The 24298-nt window shown below is 71.4% G+C and carries 21 protein-coding genes; 8 read left to right on the forward strand and 13 right to left on the reverse strand.

Annotated elements, in window-relative coordinates; all coding sequences use genetic code 11:
• Positions 1-261: 261 nt before the first annotated feature.
• Positions 262-1605 (forward strand): GH1 family beta-glucosidase, encoded by a 1344-nt coding sequence (locus tag AB0K35_RS26390; RefSeq protein WP_238672566.1) that lies wholly within the window; start codon positions 262-264, stop codon positions 1603-1605.
• A 79-nt stretch (positions 1606-1684) separates the two neighbouring features.
• On the opposite strand, the gene AB0K35_RS26395 is transcribed toward AB0K35_RS26390, so the two are convergent.
• From AB0K35_RS26395 to AB0K35_RS26405, 3 genes are all read right to left on the reverse strand, one after another.
• A complete protein-coding gene (locus tag AB0K35_RS26395) occupies positions 1685-2098 on the reverse strand; it encodes a roadblock/LC7 domain-containing protein (protein WP_196925059.1) in 414 nt (137 codons plus the stop codon).
• A 5-nt stretch (positions 2099-2103) separates the two neighbouring features.
• Complete coding sequence (locus tag AB0K35_RS26400) at positions 2104-4641, reverse strand: nitrate- and nitrite sensing domain-containing protein (RefSeq protein WP_363888461.1); 2538 nt, start codon at positions 4639-4641, stop codon at positions 2104-2106.
• A 99-nt stretch (positions 4642-4740) separates the two neighbouring features.
• Complete coding sequence (locus AB0K35_RS26405) at positions 4741-6153, reverse strand: FGGY family carbohydrate kinase (protein ID WP_238672568.1); 1413 nt, start codon at positions 6151-6153, stop codon at positions 4741-4743.
• Between the two features lie 204 nt (positions 6154-6357).
• Between AB0K35_RS26405 and AB0K35_RS26410 the strand changes: the two genes are divergently transcribed.
• On the forward strand, positions 6358-8280 hold the full coding sequence (locus AB0K35_RS26410) for an anthranilate synthase family protein (protein WP_363888464.1): 1923 nt from the start codon (positions 6358-6360) through the stop codon (positions 8278-8280).
• A gap of 95 nt (positions 8281-8375) precedes the next feature.
• Here the strand turns inward: AB0K35_RS26410 and wrbA are convergent, their stop codons facing one another.
• The 4 genes from wrbA to AB0K35_RS26430 form a co-directional block, all read right to left on the reverse strand.
• On the reverse strand, positions 8376-8993 hold the full coding sequence (wrbA, locus tag AB0K35_RS26415) for an NAD(P)H:quinone oxidoreductase (RefSeq protein ID WP_091404121.1): 618 nt from the start codon (positions 8991-8993) through the stop codon (positions 8376-8378).
• 286 nt (positions 8994-9279) lie between these two features.
• Positions 9280-9648 (reverse strand): DUF3037 domain-containing protein, encoded by a 369-nt coding sequence (locus AB0K35_RS26420; protein WP_091404117.1) that lies wholly within the window; start codon positions 9646-9648, stop codon positions 9280-9282.
• Positions 9645-10403, reverse strand: coding sequence for a HipA family kinase (locus tag AB0K35_RS26425; protein WP_238672570.1), 759 nt, complete (start codon positions 10401-10403; stop codon positions 9645-9647). Before AB0K35_RS26425 ends, AB0K35_RS26420 begins: the two co-directional genes overlap by 4 nt.
• Before the next feature lie 64 nt (positions 10404-10467).
• A complete protein-coding gene (locus AB0K35_RS26430; protein ID WP_274526699.1) occupies positions 10468-10908 on the reverse strand; it encodes a hypothetical protein in 441 nt (146 codons plus the stop codon).
• 90 nt (positions 10909-10998) lie between these two features.
• Here AB0K35_RS26430 and AB0K35_RS26435 point away from each other — a divergent pair, with 90 nt between their 5' ends.
• Positions 10999-12108, forward strand: coding sequence for a winged helix DNA-binding domain-containing protein (locus AB0K35_RS26435; RefSeq protein ID WP_363888468.1), 1110 nt, complete (start codon positions 10999-11001; stop codon positions 12106-12108).
• A 10-nt stretch (positions 12109-12118) separates the two neighbouring features.
• On the opposite strand, the gene malQ is transcribed toward AB0K35_RS26435, so the two are convergent.
• From malQ to AB0K35_RS26460, 5 genes are all read right to left on the reverse strand, one after another.
• On the reverse strand, positions 12119-14152 hold the full coding sequence (gene malQ / locus AB0K35_RS26440; RefSeq protein WP_363888471.1) for a 4-alpha-glucanotransferase: 2034 nt from the start codon (positions 14150-14152) through the stop codon (positions 12119-12121).
• A 192-nt stretch (positions 14153-14344) separates the two neighbouring features.
• On the reverse strand, positions 14345-15553 hold the full coding sequence (gene ugpC, locus AB0K35_RS26445) for a sn-glycerol-3-phosphate ABC transporter ATP-binding protein UgpC (RefSeq protein ID WP_238672574.1): 1209 nt from the start codon (positions 15551-15553) through the stop codon (positions 14345-14347).
• Between the two features lie 10 nt (positions 15554-15563).
• Positions 15564-16400, reverse strand: coding sequence for a carbohydrate ABC transporter permease (locus AB0K35_RS26450; protein ID WP_363888474.1), 837 nt, complete (start codon positions 16398-16400; stop codon positions 15564-15566).
• A gap of 1 nt (position 16401) precedes the next feature.
• Positions 16402-17397 carry a sugar ABC transporter permease gene (locus tag AB0K35_RS26455; protein WP_363888476.1) on the reverse strand — a complete coding sequence of 332 codons (996 nt, stop codon included), beginning with the start codon at positions 17395-17397 and terminating at the stop codon, positions 16402-16404.
• Positions 17394-18680, reverse strand: a complete 1287-nt coding sequence (locus tag AB0K35_RS26460) for an ABC transporter substrate-binding protein (protein ID WP_363888478.1) — start codon at positions 18678-18680, stop codon at positions 17394-17396. The genes AB0K35_RS26455 and AB0K35_RS26460 overlap by 4 nt, the downstream gene beginning before the upstream one ends.
• Before the next feature lie 563 nt (positions 18681-19243).
• Between AB0K35_RS26460 and AB0K35_RS26465 the strand changes: the two genes are divergently transcribed.
• The 3 genes from AB0K35_RS26465 to AB0K35_RS26475 all read left to right on the forward strand — a co-directional run bounded on the left by AB0K35_RS26465 (position 19244) and on the right by AB0K35_RS26475 (position 22615).
• Positions 19244-21364, forward strand: coding sequence for a heavy metal translocating P-type ATPase (locus AB0K35_RS26465; RefSeq protein ID WP_238672576.1), 2121 nt, complete (start codon positions 19244-19246; stop codon positions 21362-21364).
• 60 nt (positions 21365-21424) lie between these two features.
• Positions 21425-21856, forward strand: a complete 432-nt coding sequence (locus AB0K35_RS26470) for a DUF6153 family protein (protein WP_238672577.1) — start codon at positions 21425-21427, stop codon at positions 21854-21856.
• A 96-nt stretch (positions 21857-21952) separates the two neighbouring features.
• Positions 21953-22615 (forward strand): DUF305 domain-containing protein, encoded by a 663-nt coding sequence (locus AB0K35_RS26475; protein WP_238672578.1) that lies wholly within the window; start codon positions 21953-21955, stop codon positions 22613-22615.
• A gap of 163 nt (positions 22616-22778) precedes the next feature.
• Here AB0K35_RS26475 and AB0K35_RS26480 read toward each other — a convergent pair whose 3' ends face one another.
• Complete coding sequence (locus AB0K35_RS26480) at positions 22779-23036, reverse strand: flavin reductase (RefSeq protein ID WP_238672708.1); 258 nt, start codon at positions 23034-23036, stop codon at positions 22779-22781.
• Positions 23037-23315: 279 nt separating this feature from the next.
• Between AB0K35_RS26480 and AB0K35_RS26485 the strand changes: the two genes are divergently transcribed.
• Entirely contained in the window at positions 23316-24116 is an 801-nt protein-coding gene (locus AB0K35_RS26485; RefSeq protein ID WP_363888481.1) for a helix-turn-helix transcriptional regulator, read from the forward strand.
• Positions 24110-24292 (forward strand): DUF397 domain-containing protein, encoded by a 183-nt coding sequence (locus tag AB0K35_RS26490; protein WP_238672709.1) that lies wholly within the window; start codon positions 24110-24112, stop codon positions 24290-24292. The genes AB0K35_RS26485 and AB0K35_RS26490 overlap by 7 nt, the downstream gene beginning before the upstream one ends.
• The last annotated feature ends 6 nt before the right edge of the window (positions 24293-24298 follow it).

A 24298-nucleotide genomic window follows, 5' to 3' on the forward strand; every position in this document is an offset into this window, starting at 1 on the left:
TGTGTGCAGTTACGGTGGGGACGGGGGTTGCCCTCCCCCGTCCCCACATTAAACCCCCGTACACGATAGGAAAAGAGGCCGACGGGACAGGCGCGCCGCGCCGCCCGGACGGCCTCGTTCGCTGCTCGGGGCCAACCACCCGCCTCCCACCCGCCAGCGCCGGCCGTTCTGACGGCCGGCTGACCGGCAGGCAGCGTCTGCCCTATCATGGGAGCGCTCCCGAATCTTTCGGCGGTGGCCCCGTATCCATGAGGAGAATCCATGTCGATACCTACCGGGCCCGCCGGCCCGCTGCGCTTCCCGGACAACTTCGGCTGGGGCGCGGCCACCTCCGCCTACCAGATCGAGGGCGCCGCCAAGGAGGACGGGCGCGGCGAATCGGTCTGGGACACCTTCAGCCGCGTCCCAGGTCGCACCCGCAACGGCGACACCGGAGACGTGGCCATCGACCACTACCACCGCTACGCCGAGGACCTCGACCTCATGCGCGACCTCGGGTTGCGCAGCTACCGCTTCTCCATCTCCTGGCCCCGGATCCAGCCCGACGGCACCGGCACGCCCAACCAACGCGGCCTCGACTTCTACCGCCGCCTCCTCGACGGCCTGCACGAGCGCGGAATCACCCCGATGGCCACCCTGTTCCACTGGGACCTCCCGCAGGCGCTCCAGGACGCCGGCGGCTGGGAGTCACGCGACACCGCCCACCGCTTCGCCGACTACGCCGACGTGGTCTTCCGCGCCCTCGGCGACCGGGTGCCGGTCTGGCTCACCATCAACGAACCCAAGACCGTTGTGCAGAACGGCTACCTCACCGGCCACCACGCCCCCGGGCGGCAGGACCCGGACGCCGCCTACCTGGTCGCCCACCACCTGCAACTCGCCCACGGGTACGCCGTCGCCGCGCTGCGGGCCACCGGCAGCGACAGCCGCATCGGCCCCGCGCTCAACCTGCACCCCTGCTACCCCGCCGACGACTCCCCGCAGGCCGCCGCGGCCGCCCACCTCTACGACGCCTACGAGAACCGGCTCTACCTCGACTCGCTGCTCAAGGGCAGCTACCCCGAAGACCTGCTGGCCGACCTGGGCCCGCAGAGCCGGATGGTCCAGGGCATCCGCGACGGCGACCTGGAGACCATCTCCGCGCCGGTCGACCTGCTGGCCGTGCAGTACTACACCCCGATCTACGTCACCGGCGACGGCGGCACCGCGCACCGCTGGGCGACCTCCGAGGCCGAATGGCAGCAGATCTACCCCGAGGGGATGTACGACCTGCTGACCCGGATCACCCGCGAATACGGGCCCATCCCGCTCACCATCACCGAGAACGGGCTGCCCACACCGGACACCCTGGGCGCGGACGACACCGTCCAGGACACCGGGCGGATCAGGTTCCTGCGCGACCACCTCACCGCGGCGCACCGGGCCATCGCCGACGGAGTGCCGCTGGAGAGCTTCCACGTCTGGTCGCTGCTTGACAACTTCGAGTGGGACCAGGGCTACGACCAGCGCTGGGGCCTGGTCTACGTGGACTACGCCACCCAGCGTCGAGTGCTCAAGAACTCCGCCACCTGGTACCGCTCCGTCATCGCCGACGGCGGCTTCTGACCGCGCCGCCACCCGGATGGCCGGGCCCGGACGGCTCGGCTCGGGTGAGCCGTGACCGTCCGGGCACCGGCCGGCTCACTCAGCGGGGCAGCGCCTGCTGCAACTCCGCCCGCAGGGCCGGGGTGAGCATCTCCCCCGCCTGCTTGGCCAGCCGGGCCATCTCGTAGCCCACCACGCCGATGTCCGCGTCACCGGCGGCCAGCGTGGCCAGAATCGAACCGTCGCGGATCTGCATCACCAGGAAGTAGCCACGGCCCATCTCGACCACCGTCTGCTTGACGACATCGCCGTCGAACATCGAGGCCGCGCCCGCGGTGATGCTCATCAGCCCCGAGGTCACCGCGGCGAGCTTGTCCGCGTTGTCACGCGGCAGGTGATCGGAGATCGCCACCAGCAGCCCGTCAGAGGAGACCACCACCGCGTGCGCCACACCCGGCACCCGCTCCGCGAACGCGCTCACCAGCCAGCTCAGGTCACGCGCCTCCTGGCTCAACGTCGTCACTGTCGTCGTCCCCCTTCGTCGTGCCCCCCGGACGGTGGCACGGGTATCTCGGTGGTGTCCTCAGCCTCGGCGCGCCGTACTCCGCTGTAGAGCCGCGAGAGCATGCCGCCGACCGCCTCCGGGTCCGGGTCGGTGCGGGTCGGTGCCGTCATCGGTTGTGCCGAACGGGTGACAGCGCTCAACTGCGCCATCGGCACCCGCACCGGCAATCCCCGCTCATTGGTGCCGGCGGTCACCGGGATCGTCGGTGGCGCCGCCGCGGCGGGCACCACCGGCGCGGTCGGGCCCTGCCGCGAATACCAGCCCCCGCCGGCACCGCGAGCAGCGGCGGGGGTCAACACGTCCTCGGCGCGTACCGGCACCGGGCGGCCCTGACGCGGCACGCCGACGCCCGGCGGACGGCCGGCCACCGGCAGGTCCCGCACCGCGCCGTTCAGCATCGGGGCAGGGACCGGCCGGGCTGCCCCGGACTGCGGAACCATCCCTCGCGCCGCGCTCGCCGCCAACATCCGCGCCGACGGGGGCGCATCCAGCTCCACACTGCCCGGCGGCGCCAGCAACACGGCGGGCAGGGCGAGCCGGGCGACCAGGCCGTCCTCGCCGCCCTCCAGTCGCACGCGGACGCCCAACCGGGCCGCGAGGTGACTGACCACGAAGAGCCCCATCCGCTCCACCGCCGCGACGTCCGCGGCCGGAGGGCTGGCCAGCACCTCGTTCGCCTGCACCAACGCGGTCGGGCTCATACCCAGACCCCGGTCGACGATCTCGATCAGCGCACCCCCCGCCTCGACTCGGGCGGTCACCACCACGACGGTGTCCGGGCGGGAGAAGGCGGTGGCGTTCTCCAGCAGCTCGGCCAGCAGGTGCACCAACTCGCCGACAGCGTGCCCGACCAGGTGCACATCGGCCACCGACTCGATCCGGACCCGCTGGTACTGCTCGATCTCCGCGGCGGCGGCCAGCAGCACCGCACCGAGCCCGACCGGCCGGTTCCACCGGCGGGTGGAGTCGGTGCCGGCGAGCACCAGCAGGCTCTCGTCGTTACGGCGCATCCGGGCGGCCAGGTGATCGAGCTTGAACAGGTTCTCCAGCTGGTCCGGGTCGCTCTCCTCGCGCTCCAGGTCGTCCAGCAGCTCCAGCTGACGCTCCACCAGCACCTGGCTACGGCGGGCCAGGTTGACGAACATCGCGTTGACGTTGCGCCGCATCAGCGCCTGCTCGACGGCGACGGTGACCGCGCTGCGGTGCACCGCCACGAACGCCTCGGCCAGCTCGCCGATCTCGTCGAGTGAGCGGACCACCGCCGGCGCGACATCGATGCGCGGCACCCCACCGGTGACGGTCTTCAGTCGGTCCAGGGCGTCCGGCAACTCGACCTGGGCGATCCGCAGCGCCTGGCTGCGCAGCATCCGCATCGACCGGGCGACCGACCGCCCGATGAGCAACGAGATCAGCAGTGCGGCCAGCAGGACCGTGACCACCCCGCCGACGACCAGCAGGGTCGTCCGCAGCTGATCGTCGCTGGCCTCCTCGGCCTGCCGGACAGCGTCGTCGAGCACACCCGCCTCAAGCTGACGCAGCAGCTCCTGACGCTGCTGGCTGGCCGACCACCACTGCTCCGACGGCAGCACCTGCGGCGACGCGCCGCCGGAGGACAGGCTGCGCTCCTCCAACCCGGTGGCGACCAGGAACATCGGCGACACCGAGGTCTCGTCGTAGCGGCGGATCTGCTCACTGGTCGCGGCCACCCGGAACGCGCCGAGCGCGGTGAGCTGCTGACCGCGCAGGTCGGCGAGGACCACACGGTCCTCGGTGCCGTACGCACCGGCGCGGGCTGCGGCGTAGAGCTGGGCCCGCACCCGGGAGGAGAGCTCCTTGACCCGGGCCAACTGGACGTAGCGCAGCACCGCGTCGTTCAACGCCGGCTGGTTCTGCCCCGGCGTCGGTTCGGCGAGCAGGTCGAGCAACGCCCCGACGGCCCGGTGGTAGTTGCCCAGGATGGTCTCGGTGCTGAGCACCGCCGGCGGGATCGCCGAGCGGATGTCGACCACCTGGTCGTACGCCTCCAGCGCCTCGGAGAAGGCCACCCGCCAGGACGCGTCAGCGTCAGTCAACGGCTCGGCGGCCCGGCTGAGGTCCACGATGGCCTTGTCGGTGGCCGCCTGCAACGGCTTCAGGTCGTTCGCGGCGGCCTGCCGGTCACCACCCTTACGCAGCTCGCCCAGCTCCCCCGCCGAGCGGTCACGCTCCTGCTGGAGCTGGTGCACCGCCGCGGTGATCTGCCGGCCGATGCCAACCTGACTGGAGAAGTCGTTCAACGCCGTCGTCCGCCCCACCAGGGTGCTGGTCTGCACCCCGGCGAGCAGAAGGAACGCCATCGACGGCACCAACAGCACTGTGGCGAGCTTCGTGCTCATCCGCCAGTCGCGCAGCCGGAACGGTGACCGCCGTCGATGCGGAACGACTCGGACATCGAAGCGTCGTCGGCGATGGTTCGACACCGCGCCGTTCGCCGGGTCGGGACCTGCCGCCACCCTGCCTCCTCCGTCCTACCGCGTCCACCGCGGTCGGGGGAGCGCAGTCCATCCAACCAGGCTCGGTACCGCTGTCAACGGCCCGGGCGAGGCCAAGGTTCAGGAAGGATACTGCGGGTGGGAACCTCCTGCCGTGGTCGGTAAAACCAGCTCGTCCGTCCGGCCGATGTCGGCGAGCTCGATCGCCTCACCGAAGCGCCCCAGCGCCACCAACGCGGCACCGGTGGCGCCGATCTCCGGGTTGCGTTGATGCGACACCGGTCGCGGTGCGAGCGCGGTCGCGAAGGCCTGCCGCCACCACACCGAGGCCGCCACCGCACCGCCGCCCAGCACCACGCCGACCGGTTTGTCGATGGTGGACTCCAGCACCCCGAGATCCTCGGCGACCAGCTCACACAACCCCTGCATCAGCCCGGCCAGGATGTCGACCGAGGTGGTGCTGAAGCTCAGACCGCGCAGCTCACCGCTGCCCGCCGGCGCCAGCCCGGGCGCCCGATCGCCACCGAAACGGGGATCCGCCGGCCGGCCACCGCCCGTCGGCACCAACGCCAGCGCCGCGTCCAGCTCGGCACCCCGAGGCAACCGCAGCTCCCGGTCCGCCCAGGCGAAGAGATTGCCCCCGTTGGCGTACGCGGCCCCGGTCACCACGTGGTCGTGGTCGACCCGGTACCGCCACAACCGTTCGGGCAGGCGCGGCAACGGCTCGCCCGCCGGGATCCGCTGCATCAGCCGTACGGCCGCGGAGGTGCCCACTGTGACGGCGGCCCGGCTCGGGTCGACGCAGCCCGAGCCGACGTTCGACGCCCCGCCGTCGCCCACCGGCGGCGACCACCGGGCCTGCGCCAACTGCGGCCACCGACGGGCCAGGTCGGCCCGGAGCCGGCCGTGCCAGTCCAGCTCGCCCAGCGGCGGCAGCTCCGCCGGCCGCGCCTCGGCCAGGGTCAGCGCCTCCTCGTCCCAACGCAGGGTGCGTAGGTCCAGCAGACCGGTCCCGGAGGCCTGGGAGATCGACATCGGCGCCGTGTCGAGCAGCTTGCCCAGCACGTACTCCGGCAGACCCACGAACCGGGCGATCGGGGTGCCGGACTGCTCCCGCAACCAGGGCAACCGCATCGACCAGTACGAACGGTGCCACCAGCAGCCGGTGCGCTGGTGGAAGCCGTCCGGGTCGGTCGGTCCGGCGGTGCGCCCGACCGGGGCGGGCCGGGTGTCCAGCCAGGTGACCACCGGGCCCAAGGGGGCGCCGTCGCGGTCCAGCGGGAGCACCGAGTGCCACTGGGCGGAGACCGCCACCAGGCCGACGTCGTGCAGGTGCCCCGAGTCGGCCAGCTCGTCCAGGCACTCGACCAGGCTCGCCAGATAGTCAGGACCGGACAGCGTGCCGGTGCCGTCGTCGCCGATGGCGAGGTCGACCTTGCGGCGGGCCAGTGCGCCGGGCAGCGGCTGGGTGTCCGCGTCCAGCACCAGCCCGCGTACCGAGGAGGTGCCCAGGTCGAGCGCGAGAATGTTCATCGCCGGTCAAGTTACCCCGTGCCAGCCGGCCGACGGGCGCGTAGGGTGGATCACATGCTCGCGCAGTTGACCAGTTGGTGGCCCGCCGACCCGGCGGCCATCTCCCGCGCGTAGCTCCATCCACGCGGCCGCCATCGAGGCGGTCGCCGGATCTCCCGGCCGAGGGACCGCCCGACGGCGGCACCCAGCCCGACGGAGACTCCGATGACCCACCTGACCGACCTGCTCGCCGCCGTCGCGCGCGGCGTCGACCCCGGCCCCTTCGCGCTGCTGCGCCGCGAGGGCGCTGACGAACTGGACCTGTTCACCGGCCCGGTCGACACAGTCGAAGTGCTCGCCGACCTCCCGCTGCCGGCGGGCCCGCCCGGGGCGCGGACGCTGGCCCTGGTGCCGTACCGGCAGATCACCGAACGCGGCTTCGCCTGCGTCGACGACGCCGCCCCGTTGGAGTTCCTCCAGGTCCGCGAGCACCAACGGATCACGCTGACCGACGCCCTCGCCGCGCTGCCCGACGAACCGGTGCGCACCACCGACGCCGGCTTCGACGTCAGCGACGAGGAGTACGCGCGGACCGTGCAGCGGGTGCTGTCGGAGGAGATCGGCCGCGGTGAGGGCGCGAACTTCGTCATCCACCGCGCCCTGCACGCCACGGTGCAGGGCCCACCGCTGGGGGCCGCGCTGGCCGCACTGCGCCGGCTGCTGATCGCCGAACGAGGCGCGTACTGGACGTTCGTGGTGCACACCGGCACCCGGACGCTGGTCGGCGCCAGCCCGGAGCGGCACGTCAGCGTCGACGACGGACTGGTGATGATGAACCCGATCAGCGGCACCTTCCGCTGCCCCGGTGGCGTCGCGGACCGGGCGGCCCTGCTGCGTTTCCTCGCCGACCCGAAGGAGACCGAGGAGCTGTACATGGTGCTCGACGAGGAGCTGAAGATGATGGCCACCGTCGCCGAGCACGGCGGGCAGGTGATCGGACCGTACCTGAAGGAGATGTCCCACCTCGCGCACACCGAGTACCTGCTCGCCGGGCGGGGCACCCGCGACGTGCGGGAGGTGCTGCGCGAGACGATGTTCGCCCCCACCGTCACCGGCAGCCCGATCGAGAACGCCTGCCGGGTGATCGCCCGGCACGAACGCCGGGGCCGGGGCTACTACGGGGGCGTGCTGGCGCTGCTCGGCCACGACGAGGCCGGCCGGCAGACGCTCGACGCCCCGATCCTGATCCGGACCGCCGAGATCTCCCCCGCCGGCCGACTGCGGGTGCCGGTCGGCGCGACCCTGGTCCGGCATTCGACGGCGACCGGCGAGGTGGCCGAGACGCACGCCAAGGCCGCCGGGGTGCTGGCCGCGCTCGGCCTCGGGCCGGCGGCGTCCGTCGGCGACCGCGGGCCGGTCGCGCGGCTGGCCGACGACCCGGCGGTACGCGACGCGCTGGCCGCCCGCAACGCACCGCTGGCCCGGTTCTGGCTGGACCAGCGGTCACCGGACGCGCCCGGACTGCCCGGGCTGGTCGGCCGCCGGGTGTTGATCGTGGACGCCGAGGACACCTTCACCGGAATGCTGGCCCACCAACTGAGCGCGTTGGGTCTCGCGGTGACCACCCGCGCCTGGCACGCGAGCGGCCCGGTCGACGACTACGACCTGGTGGTCGCCGGTCCCGGGCCGGGTGACCCGGGCAGCCCGGACGAGCCGAAGATGCTGGCGCTGCGGAAGCTGTTGACCGGGCTGCTGACCACCGGCCGTCCCACCCTCGCCGTCTGTCTCGGCCATCAGGTGCTGGCCGGGCTGCTGGGGCTGACGCTGCACCGCCGGGACGCCCCCTACCAGGGGTTGCAGCGGGAGGTGCCGGTGTTCGGCCGCACCCGCAGGGTCGGGTTCTACTCGACGTTCACCGCCCGCGCGGACGCCGACCGGCTGGCCACCGCGTACGGGCAGGTGGAGCTGGCCCGGGACCCGGGCGACGGCGCCGTGCACGCCCTGCGGGGGCGCGGCTTCGCCGGGGTGCAGTTCCACGCGGAGTCGGTGCTCAGCCCGGACGGTCTCGCCGTGCTCGGCGAGTTGCTGACCGAGTTGCTGCCCGCGTCCCGTCCGGATGAGTTGTCCGCTACGCGCGGAGGCGCATAGTCGCCGCCGCCCGGGGGTAGGGCTGGATGGACCGGTGGCGTGGACGGGCCGAGAGCCCCCGCCCGCGCCACCGGTCGCCCTCGGTTGTCAGTCGGTCAGGCGGCCAGGCCCGCCTTCAGCGCGGCACCCATCTGCACGGCCCGCCGGGCGGTGAGCGCGCAGGCCCCGAGCGCCACGGCGTCCGGGGCGATCTCCCCGTTGTTGCTGGTGTGCGAGGGGCCGTACGGGTTGCCGGCGATGAACTGGCTGGTGTCGGTGTAACCGGGGGTGACCACCACACCGCCCCAGTGGTAGAAGACGTTGAAGAGCGAGGTCAGCGTGGTCTCCTGACCGCCGTGCGACGTCGCCGTCGAGGTGAAGGCGGAGTAGACCTTGTTGGCCAGCGCACCCTGCGCCCAGAGCGGGCCGGTGGTGTCGATGAACTGCTTCAGCTGCGCCGCGACCATGCCGTACCGGGTCGGCGCGCCGAGGATCACCACGTCGGCCCAGGCCAGGTCGTCGACCATCGCCTCGGGCACGTCCTGAGTCTCCAGGCGGTGCGCCTGCCAGCCGGAGTTGGAACGGATCGCCTCGTCCGGCGCCAGCTCGCGCACCTTGCGCAGGCGCACGTCGGCACCGGCGTCCCCAGCAGCCTCACACACGGCCTGCGCCATCTGGTACGTGATGCCGGTGGCGCTGTAGTAGATCACCGCTACCTTGGTCTGGGCAGCCATCAGAGTGTCCCCTTCTCGTCTCGGATCAGCTCCCGCGACTACCCGCTGTGGGCGCGCTCTAACGACAGCCCCGGCGCCCCGCCTACCGGTCCGCCGGCTCAAGTTTTCCGCAACTTCCCGGTCGTTCCGGCCCGACGTCACGCGCGGACGACGATCCTGATGCCATCGGTGCCGGCGGGATCGAGCCGCCGCCCCGCACCGGGCACCTGAACGGGGGATCGCGCTCCGCCGGCAACGGCGCTGGCGTAGCGCGATCAGGGGACGATCACCGCTCCCGCGCCTCGGCTCAGCGGACCAGGGTCGCCATCAGCCGGTCCAGCTCGGCCGCCGGGTCGACGGTGAGACCGGTGTGCACCGGCCCCGTCTGGATCATCGTGCTGCGCGGCGCGGCCAGCCAGTGGAACCGCTCACCGAGGCGCATCCGGGTCGCCGGCCCGTCACCGGAGCAGGTCCGGTCCCAGGAGTCGAGCACCGCTGCCACCGCGGGCAGGTCCACGTCGGGCGCCAGCGCCCGAACCCGGTCGGCGTCCAGGTGCGTCCGCGCGGCCAGGAAGTCGCGCTGCTGGCAGTAGAGCAACACCCCGACGTTGATCTGCTCACCGCGCTCGATGCGGGGCACGAGCCGGATCAGCGCGTACTCGAAGGGTTGCCTCATGCCCCGCTCCCCGATGGCAGCCAGTCGGCCGTGCGGGCGACCCGGCGGGTCAGGTGATCCAGGTACGCGCCGCGCGCCGCGTCGGCCGTCTCGAAGTCGGCGGCGGTCAACCACTCCCCCGGCACCAGGGCCAGCACCTCGGTGAGCAGCTCCGGGGTGACCTGGGGGGCCAGCTCGGCGTCGGCCTCGGCCAGCCGCGACGCGAACGGCGCCAGCACGTGATCCTCCGCGCGGTAGGCCCGATGCACAGCTGCCTCGGCGCGCGGCCAGTTGTGGTGGAAGTACAGGGAGGCGCCGTGGTCGATCAGCCACAGCTCCCGGTGCCAGACGAGCAGGTTCGGATTGCGCCAGCTCCGGTCGACGTTCTCCACGTACGCGTCGAACCAGAGCACCCGGGAGGCCAGCGCCGGGTCGACGGGGTGCGCCACCGGGTCGAAGCCCAGCGCCCCGGGCAGGAAGTCCATCCCGAGGTTGGCGCCGCCGCTGCTGCGCAGCAGCTCCTGCACCTCCTGGTCGGGCTCGGCCCGCCCGATCACCGGGTCGATGTCGAGGACCACCAGCGGCGGCACCCGCAACCCCAACCGGCGCGCCAGCTCACCGCAGACCACCTCGGCGATCAGCGCCTTGGGCCCCTGCCCGGCGCCACGGAACTTCGCCACGTAGGTGCCGAGATCGGCGGCCTCCACCACGCCCGGCAGCGACCCACCCTCGCGCAGCGGGGTGACGTAACGGATCGCGGTGACCTGGCGGAGCACGCCGCCCACCCTACTGTGGCCGCCCGGGACGGGTGGCAGGCCGGCCCAGACCGGCACGCGCGGCTCAGTCGAGCTTGTCGCGCAGCTTGTCGACCTGGGTCTGCAGGCGGTCCACCGCGTTCTCGTTGTTGACGAACGTGGTGATGCCCGCGGCCAGACCGAGCCCGATCAGCACGGCCAGGATGCTGAGCACGAGGCCGCCGATCGACACGCCACGACCGGTGACCCCGGGTCGGCGCGCCATCTTGAGCCCGACGATGCCGAGGATGATCCCGATGATGCCGAGCACCAACCCCAGCCAGGCGAGGATCGCCGTCAACACGCTGAACAGGCCGGCCACTCCGAACACCAGAGCGAAGGTCGCCGCGGCGCTCGTCTTCGCGCGCGCGTCCCCCCGATGGCCGCGGGACCCGGCCGTTACGCCGGCGCCCCGCGCCGGCTCGCTTGCGGCAGTCATGAGATTCCCTTCCGTACGCGCGGCGCGCGCACTTCCGGCGAGCCGCATTCCCCCGAGGACCGCCGTTACGCCTCCCACCAGCAGGAGTGTCGGTGGTCGGCCCTAGGCTGGCCGCCCGGCCAGGAAAAGGAGCGCCCGATGCCTGTCGACCTCAGCGCGGCCGACGCGCTGGCGCTGCGGATGACCAGCCTGCTGCTGCGCCCACACCCGAGCGTCCGGCCCGGCACCGTCGCCGAGGTGGTCGAGTGGTTCGGCGCGATGCAGGCACAGGATCTGGCCAGCGGGCTGTGGTCGCTGGGCGCCCGGCTACCCGGTCGCGGCATGGCCGACGTGCAGGCCGCGTTGGAGCGGCGTGAGGCGCTGCGCACCTGGCCGATGCGGGGCACCGTGCACCTCGTCCCGTCCGCCGACGCCCGCTGGATGCTGGAGCTGACCGGCGTACGATCCCTGGCCGGCGTGGCGACCCGGCGGGCGCAGCTCGGCCTCACCGAGGCCGACGCGGACCGGGCGGTGGAGGTGCTCGGCGCCGCACTGGCCGGCGGCGGTCGACTCACCCGCGCGCAGTGCCTTGCCACCCTGCGGGAGGCCGGCCTGGGCACCGACGGGCAACGTGGCTACCACCTGCTGTGGTATGCGAGCGTTCGCGGCGTGACCTGCGTGGCGCCGAACGTCGGCACCGACCAGACCTTCGCCCTGCTCGACGAGTGGGCGCCCACGTCCCACCGGCTGGAGCGGGACGAGGCGCTGGCCCTGCTCGCCCACCGCTACGTACGCGGGCACGGGCCGGTCACCGACCGCGAGTTCGCCGGGTGGAGCGGCCTCACGCTGACCGACGCACGGCGCGGCCTGGTCGCCGCTGGCGACGCGCTGAGCACGGTACGCGTCGACGGCACTCCGATGTACGTCGACGCAAGCCTGGCCGACGTGCCACGCACCACGCCGGACGACGTGTTCGCGCTGCCCGGCTTCGACGAGTATCTGCTCGGTTTCCGGGACCGCACGTTGATGCTCGACCCCGCCCACCAGGCGGCCGTGGTGCCGGGCAACAACGGCATCTTCCAGGCCACGGTGGTCCGCGCCGGTCGTGTGGTGGGCGTGTGGAAGCGCAAGGTCGGCCGCACCGCGGTCACCGTGACGATCCAGCCGCTCACGACGCTCGACGTCGCCGCGCGGGCCCAGGTGGAGCAGGCGCTCGGGCGTTACGCCGACTTCCTCGGGCTGCCGGCCCGCTTCGACTGGCTGACCTGACCCGGCGGCGTCACTGCTTCGGCGGTGCCGGGTCGGCCGGTCGTGGGCGGGCGGCGCTGAGCAGGTCGACGATCCGGGCCACCCGGGAATCCGCGCGGATCTGCGCCACGCTGGCCGGCAGCGGCAGTCGCCAGTTCGGATACTCGTCCACAGTGCCCGGCATGTTGGGTTGGCGCACCTCGCCCAGCACGTCGTACAGGGAGACGCCGAGCAGCCGGGTCGGGCTGGCCGCCAGCGCGGCGTGCATCGCCACCACCACCTCACCGTCGTCGGGCGTCGTCGCCGGTTCAGCCGACCCGGAGCCCGGCGCCGTCGCCGGTTCAGCCGACCCGGAGCCCGGCGTCGGCTCGGGCAGCAGGTTCTCGGCGGCCAACATCGTGAGCAGCCGGTCCCGATCGGCGGCGGCGCGGGCCCGTTCCACAGCCACGTCGGTGCCGAGCAGCTTCAGCTCGTCGCGCACCCGCACGTGCTCACCGGTCAGGAAGCCCGGCGCGGTCGGCAGGTCGTGGGTGGAGATGGTGGCGAGGGCGTTGCGCGGCCACCGGGCCGGTGGGACGAAATCACCGGCCTCGTCGCGTGCGAACCACAGCACTGTCGAGCCGAGCATGTTGCGCCCCCGCAACCCTCGGGTCACCGCCGGTTGGACCGTGCCGAGATCCTCACCGACCACCACCGCGCCGGCCCGGTGCGCCTCCAACGCGAGGATGCCCAGCATCGCCTCGCCGTCGTAGCGCACGTAGGTGCCCTCGGCCGCACCGCCGCCCGGCGGCACCCACCACAGTCGCCACAGGCCGGCGACGTGGTCAACCCGCAGGCCACCCGCGTGCCGCAGGACGCGGCGCAGCATGTCCCGGTACGCGGCGTAACCGGTGGCGGCGAGCCGGTCCGGGCGCCACGCGGCGAGCCCCCAGTCCTGGCCGAGCTGGTTGAAGTCGTCCGGTGGCGCGCCGACCCGCACGCCCTGGGCCAGCACGTCGGCGAGCTGCCACCCGTCCGCGCCGCCCGGGTCGATGCCGACAGCCAGGTCGTGCACGACACCGACCGGCATCCCCGCCGAGCGGGCCGCCGCAGTGACGGCGTCGAGCTGCTCGTCGCAGAGATGTTGCAGCCAGGCGTGGAAGGTGACCCGGTCGGCGAGGCGCCGACGCTGCTCGGCGACCGCCGGGGCGTCCGGGTGGTGCAGTTCCGCCGGCCAGGCCCGCCAGTCGTTGCCGTGCCGCTCGGCGAGCGCACACCAGGTGGCGAAGCTGGTCAGCGCCGGGTCCGCGGCAAGGTCCACCGGCTGGGCGTACGCGTGCAGCAACTCCAGGGCGCGCCGCTTGGCGGCCCACACCTCGTCGTAGTCGATCAGAGGCCCCCGGTCCGGACGCAACGCGTCGACCACCGCCCGGGTCGCCGGGTCCGCCGCCCGGTACGCGGCGGTGTCACCGACCCGCAGGTAGAGCGGATTGACGAAGCGTCGACTGGCCGGCGAGTACGGCGAGGTGGCCACCGGGTGCGCCGGCCCGACCGCGTGCAGCGGGTTGAGCAGCACCAGCCCCGCCCCGGTGGCACCGGCCCACCCGGTGAAGTCGGCGAGGTCACCGAGGTCACCCATGCCCCAGGAACGCTCCGAGGTGAGCGCGTAGAGCTGGAGCATCCACCCCCAGCTCGACGGCGGCACCGGCAGCCGGCGCGGCACCACCACCAGTGTCACCTCGCGGTCGGCGCAGGCCAGCCGGTGCCAACCCAACGGCAGGTCCGCCGGCAGCTCACCGTCGACAGCGCGACGGCCACCGTCCTCCAGGGTCACCACACCCGGGCCGGGCAGCGCACGGCCGCGACCGTGGGTGAGCACTATCGTCTCCGGCAGGGCGCTCCGGTCGACCGCACGGGCGGCGGCGAGCGCGTCAGCGATCGCCGACGGGCTGGTGGCGTCCACGCCGAGCAGCCCCAGCACACCCACCACGGTCTCCGGTGCGACAGCGACGCGGCGGTGCCGCCAATCCTCGTACCAGGTGGAAACACCGTGCGCGTTGGCCAGCGCGGCCAATCGTCGGTTCATCCCGTCCCCCGCTTCACGACGCGACCTGCAACCACCCTGCCACGCCCACCCAAACCCCGCAGAACACGCCACCCCGTGCCCCGCCCCGCCCCGCCCCGCCCCGCCCCGCCGATCTTGCACTTACTGTCCCGACACAAGCGGCATTCCACCTGTATCGACAACCGAAAGTGCAAGATCGGCGCGTGCTGGGCGTCAGTCGGCGAGCGCGCCGGCCGCTCGACCCTCGTGCAGGGTCAGGTTGCGGCCGTTGGCCGGGTCGAACAGGTGGATCTTCTCCAGGTTGAACCAGACCCGTCGCGTCTGCCCCTCGGCGACCGGGGACTCGGCGGACAACCGGGTCACCAGGTTGCCGCCGGCACCGGCGAAATCGGCGGCGCCCGCGTCGGCGGCCAGCTCCTCCAACTCGGCGGCGCTGGCCTTCTCACCCTCGACGGTGAAGTAGACGTACTTGTCCGAGCCCATCGACTCGACGATGTCCACCGGCGCCTCGAACTCCATGCCCCGCCGACGGGTGTCGTCGTCGACCAGTTCGGCGTCCTCGAAGTGCTCGGGCCGGATGCCGAGGATCAGCTCGCGGGGCGCGTCGGCCGCCTCCAACTCCCGGCGGACCCGGTCACCGATCGGCACTTTGCCCAGGGCGGTGTGCAGCTCGCCGTCCTGCACGGCGGCGTGCAGGAAGTTCATCGACGGGGAGCCGATGAAGCCGGCCACGAAGAGGTTCTTCGGGTGGTCGTACAGCTCCTGTGGCGGCCCGACCTGCTGCACCGCGCCCCCGCGCATGATCACCACGCGGTCGCCGAGGGTCATCGCCTCGGTCTGGTCGTGGGTGACGTAGACGGTGGTGGTGCCGAGCTGCTTCTGCAGGCGGGACACCACTGTGCGCATCTGCACCCGCAGCTTGGCGTCGAGGTTGGACAACGGCTCGTCCATCAGGAACGCCTTCGGCTGGCGGACGATCGCCCGGCCCATCGCCACCCGCTGACGCTGGCCACCGGAGAGGTTGGCCGGCTTGCGGTCCAGCAGCGAGGTCAGCTCCAGCACCTTCGCCGCCTCGTCGACCTTGCGGTCGATGGTCTCCTTGTCGAGCTTCGCCAGCCGCAGCGGGAACGCCATGTTCTCCCGCACTGTCATGTTCGGGTACAGCGCGTACGACTGGAACACCATGGCGATGTCCCGGTCCCGGGGGGCCTTGTCGTTGACCCGCTGCCCGGCGATGCGCAGCTCACCGGAGCTGATGTCCTCCAGCCCGGCGATCATGTTGAGGGTGGTGGACTTGCCGCAGCCCGAGGGCCCGACCAGGATCACGAACTCGCCGTCGGCGATCTCCAGGTCGACGTCCTGCACGGCGACGGTCCCGTCCGGGAAGCTCTTGCTCACCTTGTCCAGCACGATGTCAGCCATGACTACCCACCTATCCCTTGACCGCGCCGGAGGTCAGACCGGACACGATGCGACGCTGGAAGAAGAGAACGAACAGGATGATCGGAACGGTGATCACCACGGCGGCGGCGCAGATCGCCCCGGTGGGATCCTCGAACTGCGACGCGCCGGTGAAGAACGACAACGCGGCCGGCACCGTGCGGGACCGCTCGGTCGAGGTCAGCGAGATCGCGAACAGGAAGTCGTTCCAGCAGAAGATGAAGACCAGGATCGCCGTGGTGAACAGGCCGGGCGCGGCCAGTGGCGCGATCACCCGGCGGAACGCCTGCCCCTGGGTGGCGCCGTCCATCTTCGCGGCCTTCTCCAGATCCCACGGGATCTGCTTGAAGAACGCCGACAGCGTGTAGATCGCCAGCGGCAGCGCGAAGGTGATGTACGGCAGGATCAGCCCGAGCCAGGTGTCGAAGATCTTGAGCTGACGTTCGATCTCGAACAGCGGCGACACCAGTGACACCTGCGGGAACATCGCGATCAGCAGGGAGACGCCGACCAGCAGCTTCTTACCGGGGAAGTCCAGCCGGCTGATCGCGTACGCGGCCATCGCGCCGAGCACCACAGCGACCAGCGTGGCGATCAGTGCGATGCCGATCGAGTTGACCAGTGCCCGGACGAACTGGTCGGTGTCGAAGATGGTCCGGTAGTTGTCCAGCGTCCACTCTCGGGGGATGAAGTTCCCGTCGGTGAGGGTGGCCGGCGTCTTGAACGACAGCGACGCGATCCACAGCACCGGGACCAGCGCGAAGACGACCACGAGGACGTCGAGCAGACCCCAGCGCAGCTTTGCCCTGGTAGTGGTTTCGACAGCCATGTCAGCGCCTCTCTCCGTCGTCGCTGCCCGGAGCAGCGGTGCCGAACAGCTTCACGAAGACGAAGGCGATGATCGCCACGGTGATGAAGATCAGCACCGACATCGTCGAACCGATGCCGAGGTTGAGGCCCCGGATCAGGTTGTTGTAGGCGAGCATCGACACCGACGACGTCTCGTTGCCTCCGGCGGTCAACACGAAAATGTTGTCGAAGACCCGGAACGCGTCCAGGGTGCGGAACAGCAACGCGACAAGGATCGCCGGCTTCATCACCGGCAGCATCACCTTGGTGAACTTCTGCCAGGCGGTTGCGCCGTCGGTGGAGGCCGCCTTGAGCAGGTCCTCCGGGACCAGCGCCAGGCCGGCCATCAGCAGCAGCGCCATGAACGGGGTGGTCTTCCAGATCTCCGCCAGCATGATGATCGCCAGGGAGCTGGCCCGTTCGGTGAGCGGCGCGCCGTCGCTGAACAAATCGGCCAGGTAACCGGTGCCGGGCGTCCAGGCGTACCGCCAGGAGAACGCGGCGACCACCGTGACGATCCCGTACGGGATGAGCGCCGAGGTCCGGACCAGGCCGCGCCCGATGATGGTGCGGTGCATGATGATCGCCAGGCCCATGCCGAGCACCAGCTCGACGGCGACGGTGACCACCGTGATCAGCATGGTCACCCCGAACGCGGTCCACCAGAACTCGTTGGTGAGCACGGTGACGTAGTTCTCCAGCCCGATGAACTCACGCTGGTCGGGAAAGCGCAGGTCGAAGCGCTGCAACGACAGCCAGACCGAGTAGATGATCGGGTACGCGGTCACCGCGATCATGACCAGCGCGGCCGGCGCGCAGAGTAACAGACCGAGCCGGCGTTCGGCCTTCTTGTTCTCGCTCAACGGGGGCTTGCGACGGCCACCACGCTGGGTGGGCACTGTGGCGCGCTGGCCGGTGGCTTCGCTGGTCTCGTCGGCGGCGACATCGGCGCCGGTCGGCGTGGCGTTGATACTCACGGCAGGACCCCCTTGGACTGGAGGGCGTCGGCGATGGCGCCGCGCAGCTCGTCGGCGGTCTGCTGCGGGCGGATCCCGGACGGCGGCGACAGGATCGCCGACATCACTGTGGAGATGCTCTGGTAGGCGGGGGTCAGCGGACGCGTCGCCGGCTCCTTCAGCTCTTCAAGGATGGTGTCCTTCATCGGGTACGCCTCGGTCATCTCCGGGTCGTCGAAGACCGCCTCGATGGTCGGCGGCACACCGTCGTTGATGGCGGAGAACTTCTGGTGCTCGGCGCTGCGGATGCACCGGGCCGCCTCGAAGGACTGCTCCGGGTGCTTGGAGTAGGAGCTGACCGCCAGGTTGACCCCACCGATGGTGACCTTGCTGGGGGTGCCCTCGTCGATGCCCGGGATCCGAGCCCAGCCGACCTGCTTGGCCAGTTCCGGGTTCGCCTCCTGGAGAGCCGGGTAGACGAACGGCCAGTTCACCTGGAACGCGCCCGCGCCGGACTGGAACTCCAGCCGAACCGGGTCCTCGGTGGCGTTGCTGAACGACGGCGAGGTCACGCCCGACGTGGCGAACTTCTTCAGCTGCTCCAACGCCCGGACGGTGCCCTCGTCCATCACGGCCTTCGTACCGTCGTCGTTGAGGATCTTCCCGCCGGCGCTTTCGGCCAGGGTGTTGTAGAGGACGACAAGACCCTCGTACTGCGCGCCCATGGTGAGCACCTGGTACGGCTTGCCCTGGTCCTTGAGCTGCTGGGCCGCGCTGATCATCTGGTCCCAGGTGGTCGGCGGCTGCGGCACCAGGTCCTTGCGGTACCAGAGCAACTGGACGTTGGTGTTCTTCGGCGCCGCGTACAACTTGTCCTCGTACCGGGCGGTGTCCAACGGCCCGGCGAGGGTGCCCTGCTCGACCTCGGCCTTGTCCTGGCCGGTCCACTCGCGGATCCAGTCGGCGCTGGCGAACTCCTGGGTCCAGGTGACGTCCAGCCCGAGCAGATCCATCCCGTTGTCCTCGGCGGCCAGCCGGCGCACCATCTGCACCCGCTGGTCGTCGGCCTGCCGGGGCAGCACCCGGTAGGCGATCTCGTACCGTCCCTGGGCCTGCGCGTTGCAGTCGTCGACGACCTTCTGCAGGTTCTGCTCTGGCGGGTAGTACAGGTTGATCGTCGGTGGGCCACCAGCGTCGTCCGCGCCACACGCGGCCAGCGGCGCCACGAGTGCCAGCGCGGCAGCCGCCGCGCCCAGCCGAACAACTGGCCGGCGTCGGTGTCGAGCCGTTTCGGGGTCCGTCATCGCCCTCCCCCTCTCCTCGGCGAAAGACCGGGGAGGGCATCCGTGCCCCGGCGCACGGCGAGCCGATTCCGAGTCGGCAAGCTGCGGAAACTCCGGCCCGGATGCTCTGTAGCGGCTACTCTGCCCCACCCGCGAAGTCGCGAAACCTGGCTGTCACACCGAGAGTGCACACAGCGATCGACCCTCGGTGCCGTGCGCCCCGACCGCGCGTGTTCGCGCTGGCAGCGGAGGGTTCGGCAGTAACCGACGGGCGGTGTGAGCATGATCGGCGCGCGGGCGGGTAGCGGCAGCGCACCGACTCCTCGCCAAGTCTGGAAGGCGCCCATGCGAACACCGCTGTGTCGAGGTTCGAGACCTACGCGAAGTCGGTCAACCTCGGCCGGGCGGGGATCAGGCCGATAGGCACGAGCATTGCCGGTGGCACCCCGACTCGCCGCGCCGCGCCGCACAGGCCCGCTCAGGTGACGTGCAAGACATCGGCGACCCTAGACGCCGATACCCCCCGGGGGTATGTTGAGGGCGAGGAGGCGATCACGATGTCGCACGACCACCAGCACCACAAGATGAACACTTCCACCCAGGCGACAGACCGGATGAACGGACACGGTGACCACCCCGGTCGCTCGAAGGAACCCGGCGGGCGTGACGCCCCCGCAGGGAAGCACGACGCGCACGCCGGGCATGACAAGCACGCCGGGCACGACCCAGAGGCGTTTCGGCGCAAGTTTTGGCTGAGTCTGGCGTTGACGGTGCCGATCGTGGTGACCAGTCACATGGTGATGGACTGGTTCGGCTATCAGTTGGACTTCCCGGGCATCGGGTGGGTGGGTCCGGTGCTGGGCACGGTGGTGTTCGCCTACGGCGGGTGGCCGTTCCTACAGGGCGCAGTGCGGGAGGTCCGCGACCGGGCGCCGGGGATGATGCTGCTGATCGCGATGGCGATCACCGTCGCCTACGTCGCCTCCCTGGCGACGGCGTTGGGCGCGTTCGACCTGGACTTCTGGTGGGAGCTGGCCGCCCTGGTCACGATCATGCTGCTCGGGCACTGGCAGGAGATGAAGGCCATCGGCCAAGCCCAGGGCGCGCTGTCCGCTTTGGCGGCGCTGCTGCCCGACGACACCGAACGTCTCGGTGGCGACGGTCAGCCCGAGCAGGTGCGCGTCAGTGACCTGGACGTCGGCGACGTGGTGCTCGTGCGCCCAGGCGGCCGGGTGCCGGCCGACGGGCGGATCTCCGACGGCCGGGCGGAGCTTGACGAGTCGATGATTACCGGTGAGTCTCGTCCGGTGCCGCGCGAGGCGGGGGATCGGGTGGTGGCCGGCACGGTGGCCACCGACGCGGCGATCCGGGTCCGGGTCGAGGCCGTCGGTGAGGACACCGCCCTGGCCGGGATCCAGCGCCTGGTCGCCCAGGCGCAGCAGTCCAGTGGCCGGGCGCAGGTGCTGGCCGACCGGTTCGCCGCCTGGCTGTTCTACATCGCCAGCGCCACGGCCGTGGTGACGCTGCTTGTCTGGACGGTGTTCGGCAACCTCGACGAGGCGGTCGTGCGCACGGTGACGGTGCTGGTGATCGCCTGCCCGCATGCGCTCGGCCTGGCCATCCCTCTGGTGATCGCTCTGTCCACCGCCGTCGCCGCCAAGGGCGGCATCCTGATCAAGGACCGCCTCGCCCTGGAACGGATGCGCACGGTCGACGCGGTGTTGTTCGACAAGACCGGCACCCTGACCCGCGGGAAGCACGTCGTCACCGGCGTCACCGCCGCCACCGGAAGCAGCGACGCCGACGTCCTGGCGATCGCGGCGGCGGTGGAAGCCGACAGCGAGCATCCCCTCGCCCGGGCCATCGTCACTGCCGCCGCCCAGCAGGGGGCCCGGCGCACCGCGACGGGGTTCCGGTCACTGACCGGGCGCGGGGTACGCGCCGAGGTCGACGGCGTCAGCTACGCCGTCGGCGGGCCCGCGCTGCTGCGCGAACTGCGGGCCGCAGCGCCGGATGACCTGCGCCGCCAGCACGACGAGTGGTCGGGCCGGGGAGCCGCGGTGCTGCACCTGCTGCGCCTCGACGACGACCAGGCCAGGGTGATCGGCGCCCTCGCCCTCGAAGACCAGGTCCGTCCCGAAGCGCGGCAAGCCATCGCCGAACTACGCCAGCAGGGCATCCGCAAGATCGCCATGATCACCGGTGACGCCCGCTCGGTCGCCGAGGCGGTCGCCGCGGACCTGGGCTTTCGCCCGGGCGAGGATGAGGTGTTCGCCGAGGTGCTGCCAGCGGACAAGGACGACGCCGTGGCCGAACTACAGAAACGCGGACTACGAGTGGCGATGGTCGGCGACGGCGTCAACGACGCCCCCGCGCTGGCCCGCGCCGACGTCGGGATCGCGATCGGCGCCGGCACCGACGTCGCCATCGAGTCCGCCGGGGTGGTCCTCGCCTCCTCCGACCCGCGCGCAGTCGCAGGGGTGATCCGCCTGTCCCGCGCCTCCTACCGAAAGATGATCCAGAACCTGGCCTGGGCCGCCGGTTACAACGTGATCGCCCTGCCGTTGGCCGCCGGCGTCCTCGCCTGGGCCGGGGTGACCCTCAGCCCCGCGATCGGGGCCGTGCTGATGTCCGCTTCCACCATCGTGGTCGCCCTCAACGCCCAACTCCTGCGCCGCGTGCACCTGCGCCCCGCGAGCGAGTGAGGAGCGGCGATCGCGGGATCGGCCGGGATGAGCCGACGGCGGCACACTAGCGTGGAGCGCATGACCCAGCCAGCAGCACGAACCGGACACCTGGTCCGGTTCGTGCTGCTGGCCTGCACCCTCATCGGGCTGGCCGCCATGCACAGCCTCGGCCACGACCCTTTGTCGATGCGATCCGACAGCGGGCACAGCAGCCCCACCACCGCCGTACTGGCCCCGCCCGCCGCTCAAGACGGATGCACCAGCGACACCTGCGACCAGCAAACGGTTACACCGGCCGGCCACGGCAACGGGCACATGCCCGGCTGGCAGGTGTGCCTGGCCGTGGTCACCGCTCTCAGCCTCGCGGTTGTCCTCGGTCTCCTGCTGTTCACGCACACCAGCCGCGCCCATACCCGCATCCGCTCTGCCTGCTGTGCCACAAGTTGCCGGGCACCGCCCGCGCGCAGGCTCGGACTACACCTGGCCTCGGTGTCGGTGCTGCGCACATAGGGGCACCCGCGCTGCCCGGCGGGCACCTCCGTCGGCTGCGTCGCGCGCCTGTCCCATGCACGTAGTTTTCCTTGACACCGAAAGGCACAACCCGCGATGACTCGCACTCACCTGCGCCGCGCCGTCATGGCCGCGCTCAGCTTCACCGCCGCCGTCAACCTCACCGGATGCGGCGCCGGCGACCACAGCTCCGCCGCGGGCGGGCACAGCTCCACCATGGCCAGCCCGACCGCCACCAGCGGCCAGAACACCAGCCCTGGGGCCGGCAACCCGGCTGACGTCATGTTCGCCCAGATGATGATCCCGCACCACCAGCAGGCCGTGCAGATGGCCGACCTCGCAGCCACCCGCGCCACCGGCCCCGAGGTCAAGCAACTCGCCGCCCAGATCAAGGCCGCCCAAGGGCCAGAGATCGACACCATGACCCGGTGGCTGGCCGCCTGGGGCACGCCCACACCGACGGCCAGCAACACCGGCATGCACCACGGCACGAGCCCCAGCGCCATGCCCGGCATGGACCACAGCATGCCCGGCATGATGACCGACGCCGACATGGCCAAACTCGCCGCCGCCACCGGCACCGAGTTCGACAAGCAGTTCCTCACCATGATGATCGCCCACCACCAGGGCGCTATCACCATGGCCAAGGACGAGACCACAAACGGCGCCAACGCCGACGCCAAGGCCCTCGCCCAGCAGATCATCGACGACCAGCAGGCCGAGATCGCCACCATGAACAAGATCCTCGCCCGGATCTAACGATCGGTTGCCCGGGCGTCTCACGACGCCCGGGCACTCGCCACCTTCTCACTGGCAGGGCAGGTTGCGCCTGGCCGCGGTGCTCACCGGCGAGGGACCCGGACACACCGACGGGGTGCCGCTGATCCACTTCCCGGGATGAGCTACGGCGGGCCGAGCAACGTCAGCCCCGGGCCCTCGCCCAGGAGAGGAAGCGCTCGGTCATCCTGGTCGGTGGATGATCCGGATGGAGCTGGGTGAGCTGGATCGTCGCCTCGTGCATCAGAGTGCCGAGGTAGATCAGCAGTGCGGTCCGGCTGGTCCGGTACTCCGTCAGCAGGGCGAGCTTGGCCGGTTGGCAGGGCCACTCGGTGCCACAGTTCCGGCACCGCCACAGCGGGCGCATTGCGACGTGCGGGACGGGCGGCCGGACCACCACCATCACCGCCACCGCGCCGAGGGCTGCTGGGCTGTCGGGGTGAGCACATCGACCTCCTCGGGGACGGGGAAGGGGCCGCTCCCGCAAGGGGGAGACGGGAGCGACCCCGGGGGCAGGGCCCACCGCCGCCATTCCGGCCACCAGCGGACCCGCCACTGGTGACAGTGTGGTGATGAGCCGACTACCGTCGATACGTGCTCGCGCCATCTGTGCAGCTCAGCGGTCCAGGTGAGCACCCATGAGGGACACGCCGAGCCAGACTGAGCGAAGGTTGGGGATTCGATGGGGACCGTCACCGACTACGTGCTGGAGGAGTTGCGCCTGTTCCGGACGGGGCTCGGGCTCAGTCAGGACGACTTCGGCAGGGGCATCGGTTATTCGGGTTCACACGTCAGCTCCGTGGAGACCGGTGGGCGACCGCCCACGAAGGAGTACATGAGGGCGGTCGACACCCAGCACCGGACCGGCGGACGTTTCCTGCGCATGCTGGACGGGTTGGCCCGGCTCGACGCCGAGCCGGCCTGGCTGCGCGAGTGGATCGAGTTCGAGCGGGAGGCGACCACGCTGCGCTGGTTCGAGTTGGCGTACGTGCCGGGCCTGCTCCAGACCGAGCGGTACGCCCGCGCGACGCTGGCCGGTGGCCGGTTCGACGCCGAGGATGTGGACCGGATCGTCGCCTCCCGGTTGGAGCGCCAGGCGATCCTGCACCGCCCGCGCCCGCCGCAGCTCATCGCCGTGCTGGACGAGGCGGTGCTGCGCCGGCCGGTGCTCGACCAGCCGGGCCTCATGGTCGAGCAGTGCGAGCACCTGGCCCAGTTGGCGACGGCGGAGCATATCCAGGTGCACATCGTGCCGGTGGATGCTGGGATGTACCTCGGGCTGGCCGGTCAGTTCATCATCGCCGAGATGCCGGACGGCGAGCGGGTGGCTCACGCCGACAACCAGCTCACCGCGCAGTTCGTCGATGCCTCGGCCGACGTCGCTAAGCTGGCGAAGACGTGGGAGATCGTGCGGAACGAGGCGCTCCCCCGCCGGCAGTCAACCGAGCTGATCAAGGAAGTGGCGAAGTCATGGGCATGCTGACCCCACAGTGGCGCAAGTCGACCCGGTCCGGCGGCAACGGCGGATCCTGCGTCGAGGTCGCCGACAACCTGCCGAGCGTGGTGCTGGTGCGTGACACCAAGGACCGCGACGGCGGCACCCTGCACGTCGACCCGACGGCCTGGAAGACCTTCGTCGAGTACGCCAAACAGCACTGACCAAAA

Source organism: Micromonospora sp. NPDC053740 (assembly GCF_040677775.1).
Taxonomy (GTDB): Bacteria; Actinomycetota; Actinomycetes; order Mycobacteriales; family Micromonosporaceae; genus Micromonospora; species Micromonospora alfalfae.